The organism is Thermorudis peleae (genome assembly GCF_000744775.1).
Taxonomy (GTDB): Bacteria; Chloroflexota; Chloroflexia; order Thermomicrobiales; family Thermomicrobiaceae; genus Thermorudis; species Thermorudis peleae.
The window spans coordinates 921,080-945,594 of sequence record NZ_JQMP01000003.1; the positions used below are offsets into that span (position 1 = coordinate 921,080).

General features: G+C 58.8%; 9 protein-coding genes, 1 tRNA gene and 2 CRISPR repeat arrays (1 of these 12 cut by a window edge). Of the genes, 8 read left to right on the forward strand and 2 right to left on the reverse strand.

Annotated elements, in window-relative coordinates; all coding sequences use genetic code 11:
* Positions 1-397: 397 nt before the first annotated feature.
* From N675_RS07215 to N675_RS07240, 6 genes are all read left to right on the forward strand, one after another.
* Complete coding sequence (locus N675_RS07215; protein ID WP_038038746.1) at positions 398-1,192, forward strand: putative hydro-lyase; 795 nt, start codon at positions 398-400, stop codon at positions 1,190-1,192.
* 64 nt (positions 1,193-1,256) lie between these two features.
* Complete coding sequence (locus N675_RS07220; protein WP_231577965.1) at positions 1,257-2,663, forward strand: ABC transporter substrate-binding protein; 1,407 nt, start codon at positions 1,257-1,259, stop codon at positions 2,661-2,663.
* Positions 2,664-2,702: 39 nt separating this feature from the next.
* Complete coding sequence (locus tag N675_RS07225; RefSeq protein ID WP_038039543.1) at positions 2,703-3,587, forward strand: branched-chain amino acid ABC transporter permease; 885 nt, start codon at positions 2,703-2,705, stop codon at positions 3,585-3,587.
* Between the two features lie 16 nt (positions 3,588-3,603).
* The gene (locus N675_RS07230; RefSeq protein ID WP_081886926.1) at positions 3,604-4,656 is read left to right on the forward strand and encodes a branched-chain amino acid ABC transporter permease; all 1,053 of its coding nucleotides are present in this window, start codon (positions 3,604-3,606) and stop codon (positions 4,654-4,656) included.
* Entirely contained in the window at positions 4,656-5,396 is a 741-nt protein-coding gene (locus N675_RS07235; RefSeq protein WP_038038749.1) for an ABC transporter ATP-binding protein, read from the forward strand. Before N675_RS07230 ends, N675_RS07235 begins: the two co-directional genes overlap by 1 nt.
* Positions 5,396-6,103 carry an ABC transporter ATP-binding protein gene (locus N675_RS07240; RefSeq protein WP_038038751.1) on the forward strand — a complete coding sequence of 236 codons (708 nt, stop codon included), beginning with the start codon at positions 5,396-5,398 and terminating at the stop codon, positions 6,101-6,103. Before N675_RS07235 ends, N675_RS07240 begins: the two co-directional genes overlap by 1 nt.
* Before the next feature lie 257 nt (positions 6,104-6,360).
* On the opposite strand, the gene N675_RS07245 is transcribed toward N675_RS07240, so the two are convergent.
* Positions 6,361-6,448: transfer RNA gene (locus N675_RS07245), tRNA-Leu, on the reverse strand.
* A gap of 910 nt (positions 6,449-7,358) precedes the next feature.
* On the opposite strand from N675_RS07245, the gene N675_RS14315 reads away from it, so the two are divergent.
* Complete coding sequence (locus N675_RS14315) at positions 7,359-8,714, forward strand: hypothetical protein (protein ID WP_038038752.1); 1,356 nt, start codon at positions 7,359-7,361, stop codon at positions 8,712-8,714.
* 86 nt (positions 8,715-8,800) lie between these two features.
* Here N675_RS14315 and N675_RS07255 read toward each other — a convergent pair whose 3' ends face one another.
* Positions 8,801-10,732: a S9 family peptidase gene (locus N675_RS07255; RefSeq protein ID WP_051914428.1), complete on the reverse strand. Its 1,932-nt coding sequence runs from the start codon at positions 10,730-10,732 to the stop codon at positions 8,801-8,803.
* Positions 10,733-10,888: 156 nt separating this feature from the next.
* On the opposite strand from N675_RS07255, the gene N675_RS07260 reads away from it, so the two are divergent.
* Positions 10,889-12,073, forward strand: coding sequence for an amidohydrolase family protein (locus tag N675_RS07260; protein ID WP_038038754.1), 1,185 nt, complete (start codon positions 10,889-10,891; stop codon positions 12,071-12,073).
* 23 nt (positions 12,074-12,096) lie between these two features.
* Positions 12,097-14,292: a CRISPR direct-repeat array (repeat unit 30 nt; unit sequence GTTTCAATCCCTCATAGGTACGGGCAAAAC).
* A 121-nt stretch (positions 14,293-14,413) separates the two neighbouring features.
* A CRISPR array of direct repeats spans positions 14,414-24,515; the repeat unit is 30 nt; unit sequence GTTTCAATCCCTCATAGGTACGGGCAAAAC; it runs 74 nt beyond the window's last position.

Genomic DNA, 24,515 nt, shown 5'->3' on the forward strand with positions numbered 1-24,515 from the left:
ATTCCTCCACCCACTGTGGCCACAAGGGAATAGCTCCCTGTGGCCGCCCTCCCCAGCTGTCGATCCTCCCTCACGATGACCAGCCGAGCACGCCCCTTCCGCATGGAGGATAGCATGCTGCTCGTCTGGTTCCCATGCGCATTATGGCATAGCCTGCAACATGTTGTAATACAACACGCTGAACGCGCTATGGCAGGAGCTGCACTCCTCTCATCGATGAGAGTGCCCGCTGATTGTCCTCGTGCACAAACGGCTGCGTTCACGTTTGGAGTCGGGGAGTTGACAGCTGACAACCGTTGCCGACATACTAGCGACTGGTTGCCGGAAAGACTGGAGTCATACTCCAGACTGGCGAAAGTGGCGGGATGCTGAAGCATTCTTATCCTGTGAGGAAGGCATGACAACATCTTCTCTGCCGAAAACACCTGCTGAGGCGCGTGCCCTCATTCGCTCTGGCGCCTGGAGCACACATACTGCCGGGCTCGTTCCGGGAGCTGTGCAAGCAAACGTCGTCATCCTGCCCGCTGATCTGGCCTACGACTTTCTGTTGTTCTGCCAGCGAAATCCGAAGCCATGCCCAGTTCTCGAAGTGACAGATCGCGGTTCGCCTGAGCCGAAGCTGACTGCGCCAGGAGCAGACCTGCGGACTGATGTGCCGCGATACCGTGTGTATCAGCACGGTGAGCTGATTGAGGAGTGTACAGATATCTCCCACTGGTGGCGTGACGATCTCGTTGCGTTCTTGCTTGGCTGCTCGTTCACCTTTGACACCCTGCTCCTTGACGCTGGCGTGCCAGTGCGCCATGTGCAGTGCGGCTGCAACGTGCCAATGTACCGGACGAATTGGCCATGTCACCCTGCTGGTATCTTTGCTGGACCATTGGTTGTCTCATTGCGGATGATCCCTGGCCCGCTGGTTGCGCGAGCCGTTGCCGTGACAGCGCGTTTCCCGAACGTTCATGGTGCGCCAATTCACATTGGCGATCCAGTGGCGCTTGGCATTGCTGACCTCAGCCGGCCCGACTGGGGTGACCCGCCAGTGATGGAGCCAGGAGACGTGCCAGTCTTTTGGGCCTGTGGGGTGACGCCGCAAGCGGTGGCGCTGGCTGCGCGACCATCGCTCATGATCACCCATGCTCCTGGCCATATGTTTATTACCGATCTCCGTGTTGAAGAGATCGCTTCGTGGTAAAGCTCCGGTTTGGTAGTGTGCGGCAGGCTCTGATGGACGTGGAGAGATGAGGAGGAGTGCTGCGATGAATTCGCTTACCCGTCGGCAGGTCCTACGCCTTGGCTTGGCTGGTCTCGCTGGTGGGTTGCTTGCTGCGTGTGGCGGCCAGGCAACGTCAACGCCAACTCCGGCGAAATCGAGCGGAGCGGCGACGAGCTCGACGGCAACGGCACAAACGCCAACGACTGCCGCAACTGCGACGAAAGCGACCACCGCAACAGCGAGCACGGCAAGTGGGAGCAGCAAGACCATTCGGATCGGAGTGATTTTCCCCTTGACGGGTACCGCTGCCAGTGTTGGCAATGATGCGAAGCAAGCGGTGCAACTCGCCGTTCAGCTTGTCAATGAGGGAGCACCCGATATTGCGTTGCCGCTTGCCAAAGGTGGTGGATTGCCGAACCTGGGTGGAGCCAAGGTTGAGCTTGTCTTTGGCGACAGTCAAGGGAAAGCTGAGGTCGGACAGTCAGAAGCGGAGCGCCTCATTAAGCAAGAGAAAGTCGTTGCACTACTCGGTTGCTATCAGAGTGCGGTGACGAAGACGGCAAGTGCCGTTGCTGAGCGTGCGGGCATCCCCCTGGTCAACGGTGACTCGTCCTCGCCAGCCTTGACCGAGCAGGGATACCAGTGGTTCTTCCGGACGTCACCTCACGACGGTGACTTCTCCAAGATCATCATGGAATTCCTCCAAGCGCTAACACAGCAGAAGAATGCGGGCATTAAGACGGTTTCCCTGCTGTATGAGGATACCGACTTCGGTGTCAATAGTGCGCAGGCATTAAAGGCTGAGGCGCAAGCACATGGGCTGCAAGTGGTTGGCGAGGTCAAGTACAAGGCCAATGCCACCTCGCTCACCACCGAAGTGCAAACGCTGAAAGGGCAGAATGCTGACGCCCTGGTTCCTTCGTCGTACACCAATGATGCAATTTTGACCATTAAGACGGCGCAGCAGTTAGGTTACCTGCCGAAAATGATTGTGGCTCAGGATGCAGGGTATGCTGACCCCGCCTTCATCAGCGGCGTTGGGGCAAATATCGCTGAGGGGATGTGCACGCGCTCAGCGTTCTCCGTTGATATCACCCAGCTCAAGCCAGCAGCAGCGAAAGTCAACGAGCTCTATAAGAAGGCAGCCGGTAAGGATATCTATGATGTGCCAGCGCGCGACTTTACCGCAATGCTCGTCTTGTTAGATGCCATTAACCGTGCTGGCTCAACTGATCCCGCTGCAATCAAGCGTGCCTTGGAGGCGACCAATCTTGGCCCGAACGACACCATCATGCCGTGGAAGGGCGTGAAGTTCGATAGCAAGCATCAGAATACGCTCGGTACAGGGATCATCTTGCAGATTCGAGATGGGCAGTATCGAACCGTCTATCCCTTCGACGTCAAAACCATTGATGTTACCTTCCCATTGAAGCCCTGGAACCAGCGCTAGGGCTGAGTAGACGAGCAGCGAGTGAGCGCGGAGGCGATCGTGGAGCTCACTAATGTGCTCCAAGCCCTCGTGAATGGGCTCCTGATTGGCATGGTCTATGCCCTGATCTCGGTTGGGCTGACTCTGATCTTCGGCTTAATGGAAATTGTGAATTTTGCCCACGGCGACTTGCTGATGCTGGCAATGTATGCCGCGTTCTGGGCGAGTGTCTTGGTGCATCTCGATCCCGTCTTTTCCTGGCCGCTTGTGGTTGTCGGCCTGGGACTGCTTGGTATCGTCATCTTTCATCTGGTGATCGCGCCCATTCTCCGCGCGCCGATGCTGGCGCAGATCTTCGCCACCTTTGGCCTCGGATTGTTTCTCCGGGGGCTCGCGCAGTTTCTGTGGAAAGCGGATTTCCGCACCATTGACCATCCGCTGCTCGGACAGGTCGCCGGGGGAACGCTGCAACTCGGATCATTGTTCATTGGCCTGCCGCAGCTTGCTGCAGCCGTGATGGCCGCGCTTGCCTTCGGATTACTCTGGCTGTTTATTAACCGGACACGCGTGGGACTCGCCTTGCAAGCGGTTGCGGAAGACCGGGCAACCGCTGGGCTTGTTGGGATTGACAGCCGGCGGATGTTCGCGCTGGGGTGGGCCATCGGTGGTGGCTGCGTGGGACTCGCTGGCGCGGCGCTCGCGAGTTTTTATCCGGTCAGCCCAACCGTCGGTGTGCTCTTTGGCTTGATGTCCTATTTTGTCGTCGCCCTTGGCGGCTTTGGCAGCGTGCCGGGAGCGCTCCTTGCGGGGCTCTTGGTTGGGCTTGTCCAGGAACTCAGTCCAGCGCTGCTGGGCGTGCCGCCTTCCTACAAGTACGCGGTCGTCTTCGGGCTGTACCTGTTGGTCGTGCTGGTGCGGCCACAGGGGCTCCTGGGCCGGTTCTAACACGTTGGGGGCGAGCATGACAGCGCACAACCGACGGCCACTGCCAAAACGCGGCCTCGTCTGGCTATCCGTTATCGTGGTCGCGCTTGCTGCCCCGCTGGTATTCCGAAGTGATACCGCACTTAACATCGGTATCTTGTTACTCCTCTATGCTACGCTTGCGCAGGCGTGGAATATTCTGGGAGGGCTTGCTGGGCAAATTTCCTTTGGGAATGCCGTCTTCTTCGGTATCGGAGCCTATACTTCAACCGTATTACTTGTCCGGGCAGGCGTTTCCCCCTGGCTTGGGATGCTCGCCGGGGCAGCGTTGGCGCTGGTCGTTGCGTTGCTGGTGGGCTTCCCAATGTTTCGGCTCGGCGGTCATTACTTCGCCATCGCCACCATTGCACTTGGTGAAATTGCCTCAACGATTGTGACGAACTGGGATGCTGTCGGGGGAGCAACTGGGATTGTCATCCCGCTCGTGCGTGACGCGCAAGGTCAGCCAAGTGATTCCTGGCGCATGCTTCAGTTTAATCAGTCACGGCTGCCATACTACTACCTGGCGCTAGTTTTGCTTGCTCTGACAACGCTTGTAACTGCTCTGATTCTCCGCTCGAAGCTCGGCTACTATTTGCGTGCTATCCGCAATGATCAGCAAGCGGCTCGAGCACTTGGCGTCGCGGTATTGCGCTACAAGCTTGCCGCCATTGCTCTTTCGGCTATCTTCACGGCGATCGCTGGCACGCTCTATGCCCAGTATCTCCTCTACATTGATCCCGAGACTACCATGCGCCTTGATCTATCAGTGCTTGCTGCACTCATCGCGATTCTCGGCGGTGTTGGCACAGTCGCCGGGCCGCTGATCGGTGCGGCTGTGATGGTGCCGATGTCCGAGCTCACGCGCGCGTTCTTGGGTGGTGGAGGCAATGCCATCGACCTCCTGCTCTACGGTGGACTCATTGTGCTGATCTCGCTGTTCGAGCCACAAGGACTGATTGGCATTGGACGACGCTTCCGTCGCTCGCCGCGGTCACAGCCCGTTACTGTCGAACCGGCGCCGATCTCCAGCTCAGAGGAGGCGCACTGATGCCGTTGCTCGAAGTGGACCGTGTCACCATGCGCTTCGGCGGGCTGCTGGCGAACGATGCCGTGAGCTTTGGTGTCGAGCCAGGCCAAATTGTCGGACTCATTGGCCCCAATGGCGCTGGCAAGACGACGCTCTTCAACTGCATCTCTGGCTTTCTCCGACCGACGAGTGGCCATATTCGGTTTGCTGGTCAGGATGTTACCGGCTGGCCTGCTGAACGGCTGGTTCACGCTGGCCTTGCCCGCACCTTCCAGATTGTGCGCACCTTTACCGACATGACCGTTCGTGAAAATGTCATGGTTGGCGCCTTTGCCCGGACGAACAGCACTGCTGAGGCACGACGCATTGCTGACGAGTTGCTCGCCTTCACTGGTTTAGCGTCACGGGCTGATGTGCTTGGCGGCAATCTTACGGTTGCTGAAAAGAAGCGGGTTGAACTCGCACGTGCGCTGGCAACCCAACCGCGTCTGCTGTTGCTCGACGAAGTCATGTCCGGCTTAACGCCTGCTGAACGTGGCCAGGCAGTTGACCTGATCCGGGCGGTTCGCGAGCGAGGGATCGCTGTTGTGCTCGTTGAGCACATCATGGAGGTCGTCATGCCGGTCTCTGATTGGGTCGTCGTGCTCAGCTCGGGCCGTAAAATCGCTGAAGGACCTCCGGCCACAGTTGCGCGTGATCCTGATGTCATTGCTGCTTACCTTGGTGAACGCTATCGCCAGCGGATGCAGGAGGAGTCCTGATGCTGCTGGAGGTGCGAAACCTGCGAGCTGGCTATGGCGGTGTTCCGGCGCTGCATGACGTTCGCCTGGCCGTTGCGCCCGGAGAAGTGGTGGCACTGGTTGGCGCGAATGGGGCGGGCAAAACAACGACACTGCGGGCAATCTCGGGGCAAATTCGTCCGATGGGAGGAGAGATCTGGTTCGATGGGCAGCGCATCGATGGCCTACCAGCTCACCGCATTGCCGAACTCGGTATTGCCCATGTGCCGGAGGGGCGCGGCGTCTTCAGCCGCTTGACCGTCATCCAGAACTTGCAGCTTGGTGCCTATTGTTCCCGAGCTCGGCCAGCGGAACGTGAGCAGCTTACCCGCGTCTTTGCGCTGTTCCCACGGCTCCGTGAGCGGATGCATCAGCGAGCTGGTACGCTCTCGGGCGGCGAGCAGCAAATGCTGGCGATTGCTCGTGGGCTGATGTTGCAGCCGCGTCTTCTCATGCTTGATGAGCCGTCGTTGGGACTTGCGCCAGTGCTCGTTGAAGAGATTTTCGCGACGATTCAACGCATTGCCCAGGAAGGGATAACGATCGTTCTCGTCGAGCAACACCTGCACGAGGCGCTCGAGCTTGCCGATCGAGCGTATGTGCTGCAAAGTGGGCGAACCGTCCTCGAAGGAACAGGCGCAGAATTGCTTCGCTCTGACCTCGTGCGACAAGCCTACCTTGGCTTATAGCCCTTGTGCGCAGGGTATTGGCGCCCTTCGGGCATTGTTTCCTGATTGCCCCTGCCTGCACCCGACCCTTGGGATGTCCAGCATGGCGCAGGCAGCCCCCGGGCGACCCTGACTCTTACCTGCTTGGTGGCTAACTCTCGTTTGACCCTCAGTTGACCCTCAGCTGACCCTCGCCTGCCCCCCCATATGCCTCCTCGTCCCCCAGTTCATGCTGAGGGGAAGGAGGGCCAGGTTTCCGCGTGCTGCTGCCGCTTTCGTGGTGCCGAAGGGGGGACTCGAACCCCCACGGGTGTTGCCACCCCGCGGTTTTTAAGACCGCTGCGTCTGCCATTCCGCCACTTCGGCCCAAATGGCTTGCGGGCCAACCATCAGTGTGCCCTATGGCCCAGCCAGGCGACAAGTCTGTTCGTCATGGAACGCGACGCCGCAAGGCCGACGTGGCTCTGGACCGTGTTCGGTAGCCCTCATCGCTCGCGGATGTGCAGTCCTTCCGCGAATCGGCCTCAGCGCGCTGTGGGTTGCCTCACGTTGTCAGCAGCGATACTGCCTCCCGACCAGAAGCTGCCAGGCGTTGGCAATTCCGCTCGGGAAGCCACCAGACGTTGGCAAGCGGCGCCTGGCCAGAGCGCCGCTGGTCGGCTTAACGGCGACGGTTTGCTATCTCAACCGACTAGCCAGGAGGGTTCGCCGGCGTTTCGCGCACGCAGTGTCTTGCCAGGTACAGCATAAGCATGGACCGCTCTCCTCCAGCAACTTTGGCCCCGCCCGGGATGGTTCGGTGAGCGGTCAGCTCACGGGCAACCGCCAGGTGCAGTGCCCAGATCGCGAAATGCCAGACCCGCTGGGAGTGGCTGTGCGTTCACGACCATGTCCAGGGGCGCGTCGGTCACGTCGCTGCGACGATCGGGTGAAACCGGTAAGTCGCGCCACCCCTCGTGCGTTGTACAGGGTGGAGACCTTCTGGACGAGTGTCTGCTGCCGCGGCGTGCGGTGCCTGAACCGGCAGGGCTCTAGCCGATGGCTAAGCGGACACGCATAACGGTAGATAATGCTGCTGCAGTTGAACGGTCGCTACGCCGTCAGCTTGCTCGTGGAGTGACAGAGCGCATGCAGGATTGGCATCTATCCAGTACCATGAACGGGGCTGTTGTCAGAACGGAACAGACTGGGGAAATCAGGGAAGCGGCAGAGTGAGCACACTGCTGCCAGCCATGGCGCCGGCTCTAGCAGGAGCGTGGCTCGAAAAGGGGGCACCATGCTGCATCGTCCATCGACGGTTGTTCTCCTCGTGGCGAGTATGCTGATGCTTGGCGCGTGCCAGGGTACGCTTCGTGCTCGCGTTGTTGCGACACCGACGGTGTCTGCCGAGCAGAACACGTCGCCGACGTCGCCGTTCTTCGTCATGGCAAGCCCAACGGTGCCGTCACGCGTCACTGCCACGCCTGCATCGTCACCGAGTGTCCCTGCGCCGTCCACGACGCCGACAACCGCAACGGGAACGCCTTCCCCGGCTTCGCCCACTCCGCCATTGCCAAACCAGCCTCTCGCCGCTGCGAGCCCAACGCCAGCCAGCCTCCCGCCAGCTGGCCGGGAGACGCCACAAACCGGGCAGGGCCAGCAGCCATCTCCGCCGACGCCGACTGAGCCGTCGCAGCCCGCTTCTCCAAGGGAGCCGACGCCAACGCCAGTGCTGGCAAGCTCGCCAACGCCACCTCCGCCGACGCCAACCGCGACGCCCCAGCCGTCACCAACGGAGCCGACTGCTTCCTGCGACCTCGCCATTGCCAAGCAGATGCGCTGGCATGCTGATAGCAGCGGCATGCTCGACGTGAGTATCATCGTGCGCAATATCGGCACGGCAGCATGTCCAGCTGGCGAAACGGTGCTCGATCCCGAGCCACCATCGTTGCATTTCATCCCGCCGGTGCAGATCACTGAGTCGGGCGGGCAGGGGAACTGGCAGTGCCAGAGCACGACCTGCACCGCCAGCGATCCGCTGCCCCCTGACTACAGCGCTGTGTTCAGTTTTGTGGCCCAGCTCCGGGCGACGCCGTCGGCGAGCGTACCGATTGTCAACTGCGCTCGCGTCACCGACTTGGGTGACATGAATCCCCAGAACAACCAGGAATGCGCGCAGCTTACGATCACGCCGACACCGACGCCACGGCCAGTACCCACACCCACGCCAACGCCAATACCAACGCCGACACCAACACCGTTGCCGACGCCGACGCCAACGCCATGCCAGTACCAACTCACAAAGCAGATGCGGCAACAACCGGGCACGACGGCGATCATGGTGACGGTGACGCTGTCGAATACAGGGCCTGCTGGCTGTGCTGGCCCGGCGACGTCTCGCATCGTTGACCAGCCGCCGCAGGGGATGACGTTCGGGCAACCCGTCCAGGTGAGTCCGTCAGACTGGCAGTGCCAGCTCACGAACGGCACCGTAGAGTGCTCCGGGCCAACGCCAGCCCCAGGGCAGAGCGTCACGGTAACGTTCCCTGCAACGGTGTCGGCACTCCAGCAAGCGAGTGCGCGCAACTGCGCCCAGGCCTCGCCGATGGGGCTGACGGCCTGTGCGACGCCTTCATCACCGACGGCGCCCTAAGGTGGGGCGCTGATTCACTTGCCTGCGGGGCCAGGCGAGGGGCGGCTGACCTCGGGATGACCGAGCAGGCTGCCCCTCGCTTTCCTTTAGGCTCCGGGCGTGCTGTCAGGCGGGATGTACTGACGGAACCAGGCGATAATCCGCTCGAGCAGGTCGCGTTGATGGGCGCGCTCCTCGAAGCCGTGCTTTTCCCGCGGGTAGGTGACGAGCTGGCAGATGGCGCCCCGCAGCCGCAGCGCCCGGTAGAACTGGATCGATTCGCTGACGGCCACGCGCGGGTCGTCCTCGCCGTGCAGGATCAGCAGCGGCGTGGTCACTTGATTGACGTAACGGATCGGCGAGCGCTGCCAGTAGGCGTCGGGGATATCGGCCGCTGAGGCGGGGAAGTAGGAGAGATTCGCGCGGGGGATATCGCCCAGGTAGTTATCGCTGATGAGGTTGCTCAGCCCTGCGCCCATCACCGCTGCCTTGAACTGGTCGGTCTGGGTGACAGCCCAGGCGGTCAGGTAGCCGCCCCAGCTCCAGCCAGCGACCCCAAGCCGCTCTGGATCAGCAATGCCACGCTCAACCAGCGCCCGTACGCCTGTCAGCACATCGCGGAGTTCCCCGCCGCCGACGTCGTCGAAAATGGCGTTCGTCCAGGCACTGCCGCGGCCGGTGCTCCCGCGCGGGTTCGGCAGCAGCACCGCGTAGCCCTGGGCGACGAGCGCTTGTGCCCAGTCGTGCCAGCTCGCGGCGCACTCATCGCCCCAAAAGCTCGTCGGGCCACCGTGAATCTGCACGACCAGCGGCAGCCGTTGCCCAGGCTGGGCCGATGGTGGACGAAACAGGAGGCCCTCGACGGTGACGCCAGGGTCGCTCTCCCAGGTGATCCGCTCGCCCTTCATCATCCCAGCCTCGATCTCGGGGTGGAACACGGTCAGCCGCTGCCCGGGAGTTCCTGGCTCAGCCAGCGACCAGCACCAGACGCCCGGCAGGTGCGCGCTGTCAGAGCAGATGGCGGCGAGCCGTCCGGCGGCCGTGCTGACGACGCCGTGCACGACCCCGTGCGGCTCGGCGAGCAGCGTGCGTTCGCCCGTCCAGGTGAGCTGTTCGATACGCGCGGTCAATCCGTTGACCACCGTCAGCGCCAGGGCCTCCCCACCGGCGAGTGGCGCAAGCCCCTCAGCTGTGCCGTCCTGGGCTGGGTAGAGGCAGACGGTCTCGCCGGTTGCGAGTTCGTAGCGATAGACGGCCTCGCCGCACACCACGCGTCCTGCTCGGGCGCGATAGGCGAGGAAGCGGCCGTCGGCCGACCAGGTCAAGTCCTCGGCCAGCCCGACGAGTGTGAAGAGCTGGCGAGCTTCACCGTCGACGGTGATGAGCCAGACGCTTGTCTCGCCGAAGAGGTCGTCGACCTTTGGCGAGGGCGTCGTCGCCAAGGCGAGGCGCTGGCCGTCAGGTGCCCAGGCATAGCTCCAGACGTGCACGTGCTCGGGCGAGCGCACCTGTCCCTGCTTTGTCTGTGGGTCGACCAGCCAGAGCCGCTGGAACTTCTCTTCGGTGTCCCAGACGTGCCAATCCTCACGTCGCTCGCGGCGCTGCCGTTCCTCGTCCGTTTCGGGCTCGACCATGAGCACGCTCAGCCAGTGTCCATCAGGCGACCAGTCCAGGAGGTCCAGCTCGCCCTGCTGGTCGAAGGCGCGGATCGCTTCGCCGCCGTCTCGTGGCATCACGTAGATGCTGCTCTTGCCCCGCTCGGCCCGGTCAGAGAGGAAGGCCAGGCGTTGGCCGTCGGGTGACCAGCGTGGACAGCGGTCATGCCACATGCCGCTCGTGAACGGCCGAGGAGCTTCGCCGGACGTCGGAGCGATCCAGATTGCTGTTTCCCAGTGCTCGCCACTGCGGCTGACCGGCCGTCGCACAAAGGCGACCAGCGCGCCATCGGGCGAAAGGTGTGGCTCCGTCGGCCGGTCATGCGTCACACACTGCTCGACGGTCACCCCGGTCGCGGTAGCCTGTGCCGTTGCTTCGCTCATGCACCCCTTCCGTTCCATCCTGCATGCTTTGCTACGGAGAGTATCGACCGTCAGCGATGACCTGGCAAGCGGCCCCCTTTTCGCTCACGACGTTCTCAGGTAGGCTCTTGACAGTCGGGCTGGCGAGCCGATCGGGAGCGATGAAAGGATAGGCGCATGGACACTGCTGCCGTCTTACGCGAGCACCTCGCTGAATTCGTCCTGCTTGACCACCATTGCCATGCCCCGCGACGCCTTCGCCAGCGGCTGCAGCCTGAGCATTTGCGTCGCCCCTTCACTGAGAGCGGCGATCCGGCCATGCTGGAACACGTGCCGCACACGGTTGTCTATCGCCTGCTGCTGCGTTGGCTCAGTGCCCTGCTGGGTGCTGACCCGACCGAGCAGGCTGTGCTCGAGGCCCGTGCGCAGTACGACGAGGCAGCGTACCACCGCCTGCTGGCCGACGACGCCCGACTTGGCCCCTGCTACGACGATTACCTTTTCGATACCGAGCGGTGTTACTCTCCCAGTGAATGGGCTGCGCTGCTCGGTCGGCCTGTTGTGCCGGTGATCCGCATCGAGACGGTCGCTGAGCAGCTGTTGCCCGAGGCTGAGTCCTGGGCTGACTTTCGTCAACGCTTCAGCCAGGAGCTTGCTGCGCGGGGCATCGAAGCGGCCGGGTTCAAGAGCATCGCCGCCTACCGGGGCGGACTGGCCATTGAGCCGGTTGACCTGGTAACGGCGGAGCAGGCGTTCCGTGACGTGCGCGCTGAACTCGACGCCCTCAGGGTGTCATCGGGTGAAGCGGAACGGTTGGTGCGTCCAGCGTTTCGTCTGACGCATCGGCCGTTCATCGATGCCCTACTCTGGGAGGCGCTTGAAGTTGCTGCTGAGCTGAGCCGGCCGGTGCAGGTTCACGTCGGCCTTGGTGATGACGACGTTGTCCTGCCGCAGAGCGATCCGACCCTCCTGCGGCCGATCTTCCGAGAGGCTCGCTATCGCCACGTGCCGATTGTCCTCCTGCACTGCTATCCCTTTGTCCGTCAGGCAGCCTATCTGGCCAGCATCTATCCGAACGTCTACGTTGATCTTGGGCTGACGCTGCCCTTAGCCGCGGGCGAAGGGGCGCATCTTGTTCGGACAGCGCTGGGGCTTGCGCCGGCGAGCAAGCTTCTGGCCTCGACCGATGGGCATGAGCTACCGGAGTTCCAGTGGCTGGCGGCACGACTGTGGCGGGAAGCGCTTGCGCAAGCGCTGGGTGGCCTGGTCGACGACGGCCTGCTCACGCTTGCTGACGCGCTTGAAGTGGCGGGGATGGTGCTCGCTGCCAACGCGCAGCGCATCTACCCGCCCTTGCGTTAACGCTCCGCGCTGGAGGGCGGCCGTTTTCAATCCCTCCTCGGTACGGGCAAAACCTGTCCGCGCTGCGGGAAGGAGCCCTGATCGTGCGGAGTTTCAATCCCTCATAGGTACGGGCAAAACGATGGCGACGCGTGGTTCCCCGCTCTCCGCGCGTGGACGGTTTCAATCCCTCATAGATACGGGCAAAACCCGGCACCGGCAGCTGAAGACGGGGAAGGAACTCCCCGTTTCAATCCCTCATAGGTACGGGCAAAACTGGAATATCGCCACTGACCTCGAGATCAACGACGACGTCGTTTCAATCCCTCATAGGTACGGGCAAAACCGCACATCTCGATGCCGTGATCGACCACCTCCAGCAAGTTTCAATCCCTCATAGGTACGGGCAAAACATGGTGACCGCCGTCACGTTCACCGCGTCGTCAATGTTTCAATCCCTCATAGGTACGGGCAAAACGTTGTTGCAGGAATTTCCTATGTCATTGAGGATATCGCGTTTCAATCCCTCATAGGTACGGGCAAAACACTTCGTCATTTCCTTGGAAGACCAGGCGACTGGGTGTTTCAATCCCTCATAGGTACGGGCAAAACATCAAGCCTGGATAGACAACGTCCGTGCTGGGAACAGTTTCAATCCCTCATAGGTACGGGCAAAACAAGTGGCGCCGGGAGTGTACGCTGACGCGCAAGGACGCGTTTCAATCCCTCATAGGTACGGGCAAAACTGGAATGGCAAGCGTCTGCTGCCCAACGGCGTCAAAGGTTTCAATCCCTCATAGGTACGGGCAAAACTTTCGGCATCGTATCCCCCCAACGTCCTAGTACTCATGTTTCAATCCCTCATAGGTACGGGCAAAACCTGGGTCTCCGTTGTGCGCCAGCAGTCGATTCAAGATGTTTCAATCCCTCATAGGTACGGGCAAAACCCCTCGGCCAAAGTCGTCGACGACGACAAGCAGGCGAGTTTCAATCCCTCATAGGTACGGGCAAAACGAACGTTGTTCCTCACGAAATCAGGCGTGCGGCCCTGTTTCAATCCCTCATAGGTACGGGCAAAACGCGGCAGGCTGAACAAGGCTGCCGCAGAACTCCTGTGTTTCAATCCCTCATAGGTACGGGCAAAACCTCGCTCTTCATCCGGGTCGATGGGGTGCTCGCCGTCAGTTTCAATCCCTCATAGGTACGGGCAAAACCCGTCCGCTGCTTCCGCGGGTCGATGTAGACGAGGACCCCGGGTTTCAATCCCTCATAGGTACGGGCAAAACCGTGGAGGCTGGCGCAGTCGGGGTGCTGACGCTCACCGGTTTCAATCCCTCATAGGTACGGGCAAAACCGGATGGATGCCTGGACGGCAGGGTCACGCAGCCAGCGGGTTTCAATCCCTCATAGGTACGGGCAAAACATGGCAGCCCGGCCTGCTTCAGCATCTCGACGAGTGGTTTCAATCCCTCATAGGTACGGGCAAAACTCAACGGTGTTCCGGCGGAGGAGATGCGGCGGATGCACGTTTCAATCCCTCATAGGTACGGGCAAAACGATCTTCTGGCGGCCCAGCCGAACGGGCTGCCAGAAGTGTTTCAATCCCTCATAGGTACGGGCAAAACTCTGGCTGAGTCGCACGAATGGGGGGGTTGTCGTGTCTCTTGTTTCAATCCCTCATAGGTACGGGCAAAACTGTACAGCGGGGGCAGGGCGGTGAAGGAACGACAGGAGCACGTTTCAATCCCTCATAGGTACGGGCAAAACTGATTGTTAGAACATCTTCGAGCGGGAAGTCTTCTTCAATGAGTTTCAATCCCTCATAGGTACGGGCAAAACGCCCGGCGACGACACCTCCTACGACACCGCGATGGGGTTTCAATCCCTCATAGGTACGGGCAAAACACGGGTGGCCGTCCTGGCTCATTGTCGCTGGCATGATCGTTTCAATCCCTCATAGGTACGGGCAAAACCCTCGAGCGAGCCTGGAGCCAGGCGGCTGCGAGGTCAGTTTCAATCCCTCATAGGTACGGGCAAAACAGAAGCGTGTCCTACCGATAGATATCCGGCGAGCGTGTTTCAATCCCTCATAGGTACGGGCAAAACGAACCACTGGACGACGTGTGGCTTCCCGTCATCGCGGGTTTCAATCCCTCATAGGTACGGGCAAAACATACGCCCATAGTCGTCGCACACGACGAGGAGGCGAGTTTCAATCCCTCATAGGTACGGGCAAAACCTGAAGCCGGCGTCGTGGGTTGCCGATCTCAAGGCGGCGCTTGCGCAGATCGACCAGGACGCCGTCTTCCGTGCGCACCGGGCGCGGGTCGTGGAGCAGGTGTGGGATGGGACCACGCCGATGTTTCAATCCCTCATAGGTACGGGCAAAACGCAAGTTCAGGGCGCACGCAGTCTCTGCGTCGCCCAGGTTTCAATCCCTCATAGGTACGGGCAAAACTCCAGATATTTTCCCAGGTATTCTTGAGGTCCTGGAGTTTCAATCCCTCATAGGTACGGGCAAAACGAATAGCGGGCAAGAAACAGATCAATCGCCTCTCGAAGTTTCAATCCCTCATAGGTACGGGCAAAACGTGCCGCGCGGATCTTGCTCGGACGCGAAGCAGAGGTTTCAATCCCTCATAGGTACGGGCAAAACCGTATTCTTGACCGTACTTGCGATCTCTTGTGCCTTGCGCTGGTTTCAATCCCTCATAGGTACGGGCAAAACGGCCGTCCTCAAGTCTCCGAGGACGGCCACATTGAAGTTTCAATCCCTCATAGGTACGGGCAAAACGACATTGAGGACGCGCTGGCGCAGATGCTGTTGGGCGTTTCAATCCCTCATAGGTACGGGCAAAACAACCACCTCTCCACCAACGAGGCTTTCGCCCTGGGCGTCGTTTCAATCCCTCATAGGTACGGGCAAAACGGAGAGGTAGTTCGTCCCGTTATACCCACCGACGGCGTAGTTTCAATCCCTCATAGGTACGGGCAAAACTGACCCACGTCGCTGGTTTCACGGCCTTGACAGCCTCGTTTCAATCCCTCATAGGTACGGGCAAAACGGAGACTGCCCCCGAGCATTGGGAGTGAGGACGGTGGTGGGTTTCAATCCCTCATAGGTACGGGCAAAACGTGCAACCACAGTGTCAAGCCCCAGTCGGGGGGATAAGTTTCAATCCCTCATAGGTACGGGCAAAACCGGGGCACAGTCGTGCTACAGTGTCCCTGGCGGAAAAAGTTTCAATCCCTCATAGGTACGGGCAAAACTTTTGCAGGTCTGGTACGCACACGAATGGTACCAGAGTTTCAATCCCTCATAGGTACGGGCAAAACAACCGTAGCGGTCAACGTTCCCAATCTCGGTAATCTGTTTCAATCCCTCATAGGTACGGGCAAAACCAGCTCGCCCGGCTCCTCGCAGCCATAGAGGCCGGGAAGTTTCAATCCCTCATAGGTACGGGCAAAACCGAGAATCCGGTCGAGAAGACTCTTGGCGTCGCCAAGTTTCAATCCCTCATAGGTACGGGCAAAACTCATTCTCTCCCACGAACGCGCCGAGCGGATCGCGAGTTTCAATCCCTCATAGGTACGGGCAAAACGCCACACCTGCATTGCCGTCCCCCTTTCCTTCACTCGTTTCAATCCCTCATAGGTACGGGCAAAACTGCCGACACGCCCAAACTGGCTCTCATGCCAGAAGATGGCGTTTCAATCCCTCATAGGTACGGGCAAAACATGAGCCCGAGCGCGGCGATGGCAATCGGCAAGCCAGTTTCAATCCCTCATAGGTACGGGCAAAACAAATGCCGACGACTGGTGTGACTGTGGCGGATTCGGTGTTTCAATCCCTCATAGGTACGGGCAAAACGAAGATAGCCGTACCCTGGATGCCGCCGTGCTTCCTGTTTCAATCCCTCATAGGTACGGGCAAAACCGCGAGCGCCCAGTCCAGAAGAACACGGGCGAGGGCCCGTTTCAATCCCTCATAGGTACGGGCAAAACTCGGGCCCGAACAAAGAGCCCTATCGGTTGCTCGAGTTTCAATCCCTCATAGGTACGGGCAAAACCGAGCTTCTTGGTACCCGAGTAGAGGCCGCTCGCCATGTTTCAATCCCTCATAGGTACGGGCAAAACCCGCGCAGGCCGGGCACATTGGCCGCCCGGCGACCGTTTCAATCCCTCATAGGTACGGGCAAAACTTTGCCACGCTCACGCCGACTGACACGGGGAATATGTTTCAATCCCTCATAGGTACGGGCAAAACTCCAGCCACCGTGAGGGTTACCGTTGCTGGCGAGCCGCGTTTCAATCCCTCATAGGTACGGGCAAAACCGAGAACATCGTATCGAGCTGCGTCTCCATGCGGGGTTTCAATCCCTCATAGGTACGGGCAAAACGGATTGTGACGGAGTGCTGGTGGTTCGGGATCGACAGTTTCAATCCCTCATAGGTACGGGCAAAACATGAGCCCGAGCGTGGTGATGGCAATCGGCAAGCCAGTTTCAATCCCTCATAGGTACGGGCAAAACCCGCGCTCGGCGTCGAGCCGAACGCGATCGCCTGGCCGAGTTTCAATCCCTCATAGGTACGGGCAAAACCCGCCCACTTCCTGGTCGGCCGCGACGGACGCGTCGCCGTTTCAATCCCTCATAGGTACGGGCAAAACTCTGGTACTCGAGCCGATCCGCCCCCTTCGGAGTGTCGTTTCAATCCCTCATAGGTACGGGCAAAACCTGGCCAAGTATCGGTCATGAATTTCCCTGACCAGTCATGGTTTCAATCCCTCATAGGTACGGGCAAAACGGAAGTACCTATACGTGGAGGCTTGCCATCAGACCAGTTTCAATCCCTCATAGGTACGGGCAAAACAGGGAGAAGAACGGCCATGACTGACGTGGAAATCGCGTTTCAATCCCTCATAGGTACGGGCAAAACGGCAATGGGGCGCACAGATGTTGTCTGCCCCGGCGACTGTTTCAATCCCTCATAGGTACGGGCAAAACCGATACGCCGGGTATCCCACGGGCGCGTTCTGAGCATGGGGTTTCAATCCCTCATAGGTACGGGCAAAACTCTCCCCAGCGGCGGTGCCAGCGCCGCTGGGGGTCATCGTTTCAATCCCTCATAGGTACGGGCAAAACCCCGGGGGCGTCGTGTCTGGTGTCGCCGGAGGGAAGTTTCAATCCCTCATAGGTACGGGCAAAACGGGGAGGTGTTCGATCGCCCCGAACCGCTTGGCCACGTTTCAATCCCTCATAGGTACGGGCAAAACGATCGCCGCAGCACTCGACCTCCCCCAGGCAACGGTGTTTCAATCCCTCATAGGTACGGGCAAAACGCGCGTCCAGCTGAACAACGCGGCGACGGCCCTGACGCGGGTTTCAATCCCTCATAGGTACGGGCAAAACTCGCGCCGCTCGTCCCGGCGAACACCCCGGCCTGCATCAGGTGTTTCAATCCCTCATAGGTACGGGCAAAACACGAGGGACGGGCTCTTGCATATCGCCCACGCGTCTGGCGTTTCAATCCCTCATAGGTACGGGCAAAACCGAGGGGCAGTTACAGCGCGTGATGTACTTCTGGGTGGTTTCAATCCCTCATAGGTACGGGCAAAACACGTATGCTGGGTCACTGTCCATCGTCGGCCTCCTTCGTTTCAATCCCTCATAGGTACGGGCAAAACGACCGGGGCGAAGAGCGTCTCGCTGTCGTAGTCGTGTTTCAATCCCTCATAGGTACGGGCAAAACCCTGACGCTCACCAGCTTGCTCTCCGACGCCGAGGACCTCGTTTCAATCCCTCATAGGTACGGGCAAAACTTGGAGGCGAGCCACTGGCGGCCGCTCCTCTGCCGTGTTTCAATCCCTCATAGGTACGGGCAAAACGGCCGCCATTCCCGAACGACCGCGCGCGGACGAAGGTTTCAATCCCTCATAGGTACGGGCAAAACGTGCCACTCACCTGGAGTTCCACGGTGAAGGTGAGGTTTCAATCCCTCATAGGTACGGGCAAAACTGGAGGTCTGGACACCATGAAGAAGGATGTCGAAAAGTTTCAATCCCTCATAGGTACGGGCAAAACGCGGAAGGTGCCGTCTGGCGCCGTGTAGGCAAGTGGCGTTTCAATCCCTCATAGGTACGGGCAAAACCCAGGAAATGTCGTCCCCGCCAATCGCCGCTTGCTGGGTTTCAATCCCTCATAGGTACGGGCAAAACGAGCACCCACTCGGCGACGTCGCCGAGTGGCACGAGTTTCAATCCCTCATAGGTACGGGCAAAACGATGACAGCGCACGCGGCGTGGTCGGCGGAATTGCGCTGTTTCAATCCCTCATAGGTACGGGCAAAACGATGCGCCGCCCACGGCGTACCCACGCTGTGCCGAGTTTCAATCCCTCATAGGTACGGGCAAAACGCCGGGGGGTATTGACAATGGAATATGGCGGGTGCTAGTTTCAATCCCTCATAGGTACGGGCAAAACTGGGCCGACCTGGGTGAGTTGCTCGACTGTCTGGTTAGTTTCAATCCCTCATAGGTACGGGCAAAACTCAAGCCCCCTGGCGATCGAATCTGACCGCCAGGGGTCGTTTCAATCCCTCATAGGTACGGGCAAAACTCCTCGAGCACCTGCAGACCGTCATCACCGACCTCGAGGTTTCAATCCCTCATAGGTACGGGCAAAACACAGCCTCACACGTCACTCCGTACCGCGCCAAACGGCGGTTTCAATCCCTCATAGGTACGGGCAAAACGTTCATGCTCATGACGGGACTGCGGCCGGGAGAAGGTTTCAATCCCTCATAGGTACGGGCAAAACGTCCTGCGCATCTGTGAACGGTACGGCCTTGACCCGCTCCTGTTTCAATCCCTCATAGGTACGGGCAAAACAAAGGATCGGTCTCCCATGATGACAGATGACGGTGGTCGTTTCAATCCCTCATAGGTACGGGCAAAACCGCCAAGCGCATCGAGATCGCCGATACGCCAGGCGCCAGTTTCAATCCCTCATAGGTACGGGCAAAACGATGCCGACGGGAAGTGGATCGCGACGGCGAAGGTCGTTTCAATCCCTCATAGGTACGGGCAAAACGCATGACCACGGCGAGCGGCACGATCGCCCGTCTCTGCGTTTCAATCCCTCATAGGTACGGGCAAAACTCCTGGACGTGTACGGTGCGACGCGCTGGCTTGGCAGTTTCAATCCCTCATAGGTACGGGCAAAACGCACTCCCCATTGGCGTTGGTACGGTCACCGTTGATGGGTTTCAATCCCTCATAGGTACGGGCAAAACGGGAGCGCGGCGAGTTCCTCGTTCTTGAAAAAGCTTGGCTGTTTCAATCCCTCATAGGTACGGGCAAAACCCTCGCCGCCCTCATTGATGAGGCGCGCCAGCTCGCTGTTTCAATCCCTCATAGGTACGGGCAAAACATCAATGCCGCCGTCAAGCAACTCCGCGCCATCGGCGGTTTCAATCCCTCATAGGTACGGGCAAAACCATTCTCTCCCACGAACGCGCGGATCGGATCGCGAGTTTCAATCCCTCATAGGTACGGGCAAAACCGTGGCCAGTCATGTATCGGCCAGGAATTTCCAGGACGTTTCAATCCCTCATAGGTACGGGCAAAACTCGGGCCCGAACAAAGAGCCCTATCGGTTGCTCGAGTTTCAATCCCTCATAGGTACGGGCAAAACCGGGTGCACGATGCCAAGCCTGCACCCGAAGCACTTCGTTTCAATCCCTCATAGGTACGGGCAAAACCATGAATCGTGGCTCGGACTACAATCGGGTATGGCGTTTCAATCCCTCATAGGTACGGGCAAAACTGAGTCGGCGCTTCCAAGGTTGGCTTGGGTTGCCGAGTTTCAATCCCTCATAGGTACGGGCAAAACCCATTGTCGTTCTCCCTTCGTGTTGCTGCATGAAACGGAGTTTCAATCCCTCATAGGTACGGGCAAAACTGACCGCCAAACTGGGTTATGGCCGTGATGACGGCCGTGTTTCAATCCCTCATAGGTACGGGCAAAACTCTGCCCGAATCGCCGTCACGACCTCGATAACATCCTGTTTCAATCCCTCATAGGTACGGGCAAAACGCCCTCGTGCTGATCGACGTCGATCGCGCGATTGCTGTTTCAATCCCTCATAGGTACGGGCAAAACTGTACGGACACAGTGTCCGGACGCTGTGCACGAACACTAGTTTCAATCCCTCATAGGTACGGGCAAAACTGAAGGTCAATCCAGAACGGTTCTGGCAGTATCTTGAAGTTTCAATCCCTCATAGGTACGGGCAAAACGTCGCGAAGCTCGATGCGGACACCGTCCCAGTCGATCACGGTTTCAATCCCTCATAGGTACGGGCAAAACTCGGTGGAGGATTTCTCGAGTACTGGCGGTACCTTGTCCGGTTTCAATCCCTCATAGGTACGGGCAAAACGACGCATCGAAAACGCCCTCCACGGCGCAACCTTCGAAGTTTCAATCCCTCATAGGTACGGGCAAAACTATCGGAATCCAGTTGATGCACGTGGTGATTGCCGCAGTTTCAATCCCTCATAGGTACGGGCAAAACTACCCCACTGCTCGATTTCGTTTCCCTGACCAATGCGGTTTCAATCCCTCATAGGTACGGGCAAAACTCGAACCATTCCCCCTGATCATGGTTATGGGGATGGTGTTTCAATCCCTCATAGGTACGGGCAAAACCGAGAAGTATCGTCTTCTCGATGATTCTTATCGCTAGTTTCAATCCCTCATAGGTACGGGCAAAACCGGGAGGAACGGCTGCCACGCCGTGCCGGTGTCGAGGTTTCAATCCCTCATAGGTACGGGCAAAACATTGGGCGTCCCGGAGGATTCGGCAAAAGGTATCGCGATGTTTCAATCCCTCATAGGTACGGGCAAAACAATGCCCGGAGGCGTGGAGGAAGAGCAGCGTCACGCTGGTTTCAATCCCTCATAGGTACGGGCAAAACCGGGAACCAGGGTTGCTACCGCCACGAACGATTTCAGCAGTTTCAATCCCTCATAGGTACGGGCAAAACTGCCACGCGATGAAGGCGACCGCCACAACAGCGGCAAGTTTCAATCCCTCATAGGTACGGGCAAAACCCGCGACGGCCTGCTCCACATCGCGCACGCCTCCGGCGTTTCAATCCCTCATAGGTACGGGCAAAACCAAAGGCGTGGCAGAAGGCGCCGCGTGCGATGACCGTGGTTTCAATCCCTCATAGGTACGGGCAAAACGGTTGTCCCGATATTGACGACTTTCTGATTACTCTGTTTCAATCCCTCATAGGTACGGGCAAAACGCCTGGAAGCTCGCCGAGGACTTGTTGTTTTCCTATCTCGAGTTTCAATCCCTCATAGGTACGGGCAAAACGCAGGACGCTCGTGAGGCCCTGTCGCTCACGCCGGAGTTTCAATCCCTCATAGGTACGGGCAAAACATGTCCGGTATGTCACCGAGGAACAACCGGGAGAACGTTTCAATCCCTCATAGGTACGGGCAAAACGGAATGCGTGCACGCTTGGTGAAGCCGAGCTTTTTGTTTCAATCCCTCATAGGTACGGGCAAAACGCTGCCTCCGCCCCGAGTCGCCTGAGGAGCACATCCGTTTCAATCCCTCATAGGTACGGGCAAAACCGCCGGGCAGTGGGATTCCGTAGTGAACGAATTCACGTTTCAATCCCTCATAGGTACGGGCAAAACTACGGGCCGATTGTGGCCCGCTTTCTCGAAATCGGTGTTTCAATCCCTCATAGGTACGGGCAAAACGACAACCTGGGACAACGCCGAAACAAGAGGTCGTGTGTTTCAATCCCTCATAGGTACGGGCAAAACTTTTCAGATCAACTTGAAGGCGCATCCGAACGTCTCAGAGGTTTCAATCCCTCATAGGTACGGGCAAAACCGAGACAGAGACCCGCGCCGTGGCCGTGCCCGCGGAGAGTTTCAATCCCTCATAGGTACGGGCAAAACCTTGCCCACGAGCGTGACGCGCTCGTTCTGCTTGAAGGGTTTCAATCCCTCATAGGTACGGGCAAAACTCACCGAGATAGCGTCGCGCGATCCGCACCAACATGGACGTTTCAATCCCTCATAGGTACGGGCAAAACTTGAATATCACTGGTTCAATCACAGGTACATTGTCAAGCCCGTTTCAATCCCTCATAGGTACGGGCAAAACCGTTTCTGGTGAAGCGAACGAGGATTGTTCGGCATCGGTTTCAATCCCTCATAGGTACGGGCAAAACTCCGTCCAGGTCGTCCACGTCCCATCGGATCGGACAGTTTCAATCCCTCATAGGTACGGGCAAAACACGGACGACCGCCGCCACATAGCCCTCGGGATCATGTTTCAATCCCTCATAGGTACGGGCAAAACGCTCGCGTGCCGTGGAGAAGCCTTCGAGCTCGATGAGTTTCAATCCCTCATAGGTACGGGCAAAACTGCTGGGGGCGCCCCTATCAGGATGTCCCGCTGACGTTTCAATCCCTCATAGGTACGGGCAAAACTCTTCTGAGGCTGACGGCCCGGCCCCGGCATCAGCTGTTTCAATCCCTCATAGGTACGGGCAAAACCCCGCTCTGCCAAGTGTGTGCCGCCCGTCGTGCAATAGTTTCAATCCCTCATAGGTACGGGCAAAACTCGTCGATCTCGCCGACCCATCGCCGCACCTCAGCCTCGTTTCAATCCCTCATAGGTACGGGCAAAACTGCCTCGCCAGCCCTGCCATGCCAGCCCTGCCACGCCCAGTTTCAATCCCTCATAGGTACGGGCAAAACCCAAGAGCCGCCTGAAGGGGGATATACCGATCTAGGGTTTCAATCCCTCATAGGTACGGGCAAAACGCGTCCTCGGCACCGCCAGGCCTTCCGCCTCAAGCAGTTTCAATCCCTCATAGGTACGGGCAAAACCTTGCCATCGACGGTGCCCCGTACAAACAGGGCACCGGTTTCAATCCCTCATAGGTACGGGCAAAACTCTTGGTATAGAAGAGGATGACGTCGTGAATACGGCCAGTTTCAATCCCTCATAGGTACGGGCAAAACGAGGGTTGTCGTGGTCGTGTCGGCGGCCGGCAGGAGTTTCAATCCCTCATAGGTACGGGCAAAACGCCGCTGATGACCGTCGTAGACCTCGCCGTCAGGCCCAAGTTTCAATCCCTCATAGGTACGGGCAAAACCCAAGCCCGGCTGGGAGTATCGGGAGGTCCATCCCTAGTTTCAATCCCTCATAGGTACGGGCAAAACGAACCCGCAGCATCTGCCGCACGACCCGGCGTATGTGTTTCAATCCCTCATAGGTACGGGCAAAACAGCGAACGGCGCACCGAAGAACGCCCGCAGGATCGAGGTTTCAATCCCTCATAGGTACGGGCAAAACTTGGGCTCGTGGTAACGAGGTCCTGGAAGGTGCGCTGTTTCAATCCCTCATAGGTACGGGCAAAACCGCCAGGTTCGGTCATGCACCGCCGTCCAGGGGTGCAGTTTCAATCCCTCATAGGTACGGGCAAAACTTTGGTCCGAAGACCGCATCGAGCACGAGTTTGATGGGTTTCAATCCCTCATAGGTACGGGCAAAACTTCGACGCGCTGGGCAATGGTATCGCCACGATAGAGCAGTTTCAATCCCTCATAGGTACGGGCAAAACGCACGTCAGTGCCAGCCGCCTCATTTGCGCGCTTTTGCGCGGTTTCAATCCCTCATAGGTACGGGCAAAACGCGGTCAAGGGCGGTGGCAAGGGCACGATCAAAGGTTTCAATCCCTCATAGGTACGGGCAAAACGATCAGCTCGCTTCCACTCTCCGCATCTCCCGTTCAGCTGGTTTCAATCCCTCATAGGTACGGGCAAAACCCTCGCCAGCCCTGCCATGCCAGCCCTGCCACGCCCAGTTTCAATCCCTCATAGGTACGGGCAAAACGCTGGCGCTTTCTATTCCGGAGGAATTCAACGAAATCAGTTTCAATCCCTCATAGGTACGGGCAAAACGGCGGAGAATCCGTGAATTCCGTGAGCAGCGAGGATGTTTCAATCCCTCATAGGTACGGGCAAAACCCGCTGACCAAGAACGAACGTGGACGGCTCAACGAGGGTTTCAATCCCTCATAGGTACGGGCAAAACAAGCGGCCGTACTGCGCCGACCTGAAGGTGCTGGCGTTGTTTCAATCCCTCATAGGTACGGGCAAAACCGCTCGCTGAGCGTGGCTTCATTCTCCGATACACCGTGTTTCAATCCCTCATAGGTACGGGCAAAACGCCATGTTCCCAGTGTCGGCCGCGTCCATCACAAGATGTTTCAATCCCTCATAGGTACGGGCAAAACAAGCAACGTGTCGACGTCAAGGTCATCGTAGGGGAAGTTTCAATCCCTCATAGGTACGGGCAAAACTTTGCGGATCCGCTTGAGCACGTCGCGGTGGAGCACCGTTTCAATCCCTCATAGGTACGGGCA

What these genes read in the sequence shown, in the direction of transcription:
- N675_RS07260 (WP_038038754.1), top strand. Translation starts at nt 10,889, where the DNA reads ATGGACACTGCTGCCGTCTTACGCGAGCACCTCGCTGAATTCGTCCTG.
- N675_RS07255 (WP_051914428.1), bottom strand. Translation starts at nt 10,732, where the DNA reads ATGAGCGAAGCAACGGCACAGGCTACCGCGACCGGGGTGACCGTCGAG.
- N675_RS07230 (WP_081886926.1), top strand. Translation starts at nt 3,604, where the DNA reads ATGACAGCGCACAACCGACGGCCACTGCCAAAACGCGGCCTCGTCTGG.
- N675_RS07215 (WP_038038746.1), top strand. Translation starts at nt 398, where the DNA reads ATGACAACATCTTCTCTGCCGAAAACACCTGCTGAGGCGCGTGCCCTC.
- N675_RS07235 (WP_038038749.1), top strand. Translation starts at nt 4,656, where the DNA reads ATGCCGTTGCTCGAAGTGGACCGTGTCACCATGCGCTTCGGCGGGCTG.
- N675_RS07240 (WP_038038751.1), top strand. Translation starts at nt 5,396, where the DNA reads ATGCTGCTGGAGGTGCGAAACCTGCGAGCTGGCTATGGCGGTGTTCCG.
- N675_RS07220 (WP_231577965.1), top strand. Translation starts at nt 1,257, where the DNA reads ATGAATTCGCTTACCCGTCGGCAGGTCCTACGCCTTGGCTTGGCTGGT.
- N675_RS14315 (WP_038038752.1), top strand. Translation starts at nt 7,359, where the DNA reads ATGCTGCATCGTCCATCGACGGTTGTTCTCCTCGTGGCGAGTATGCTG.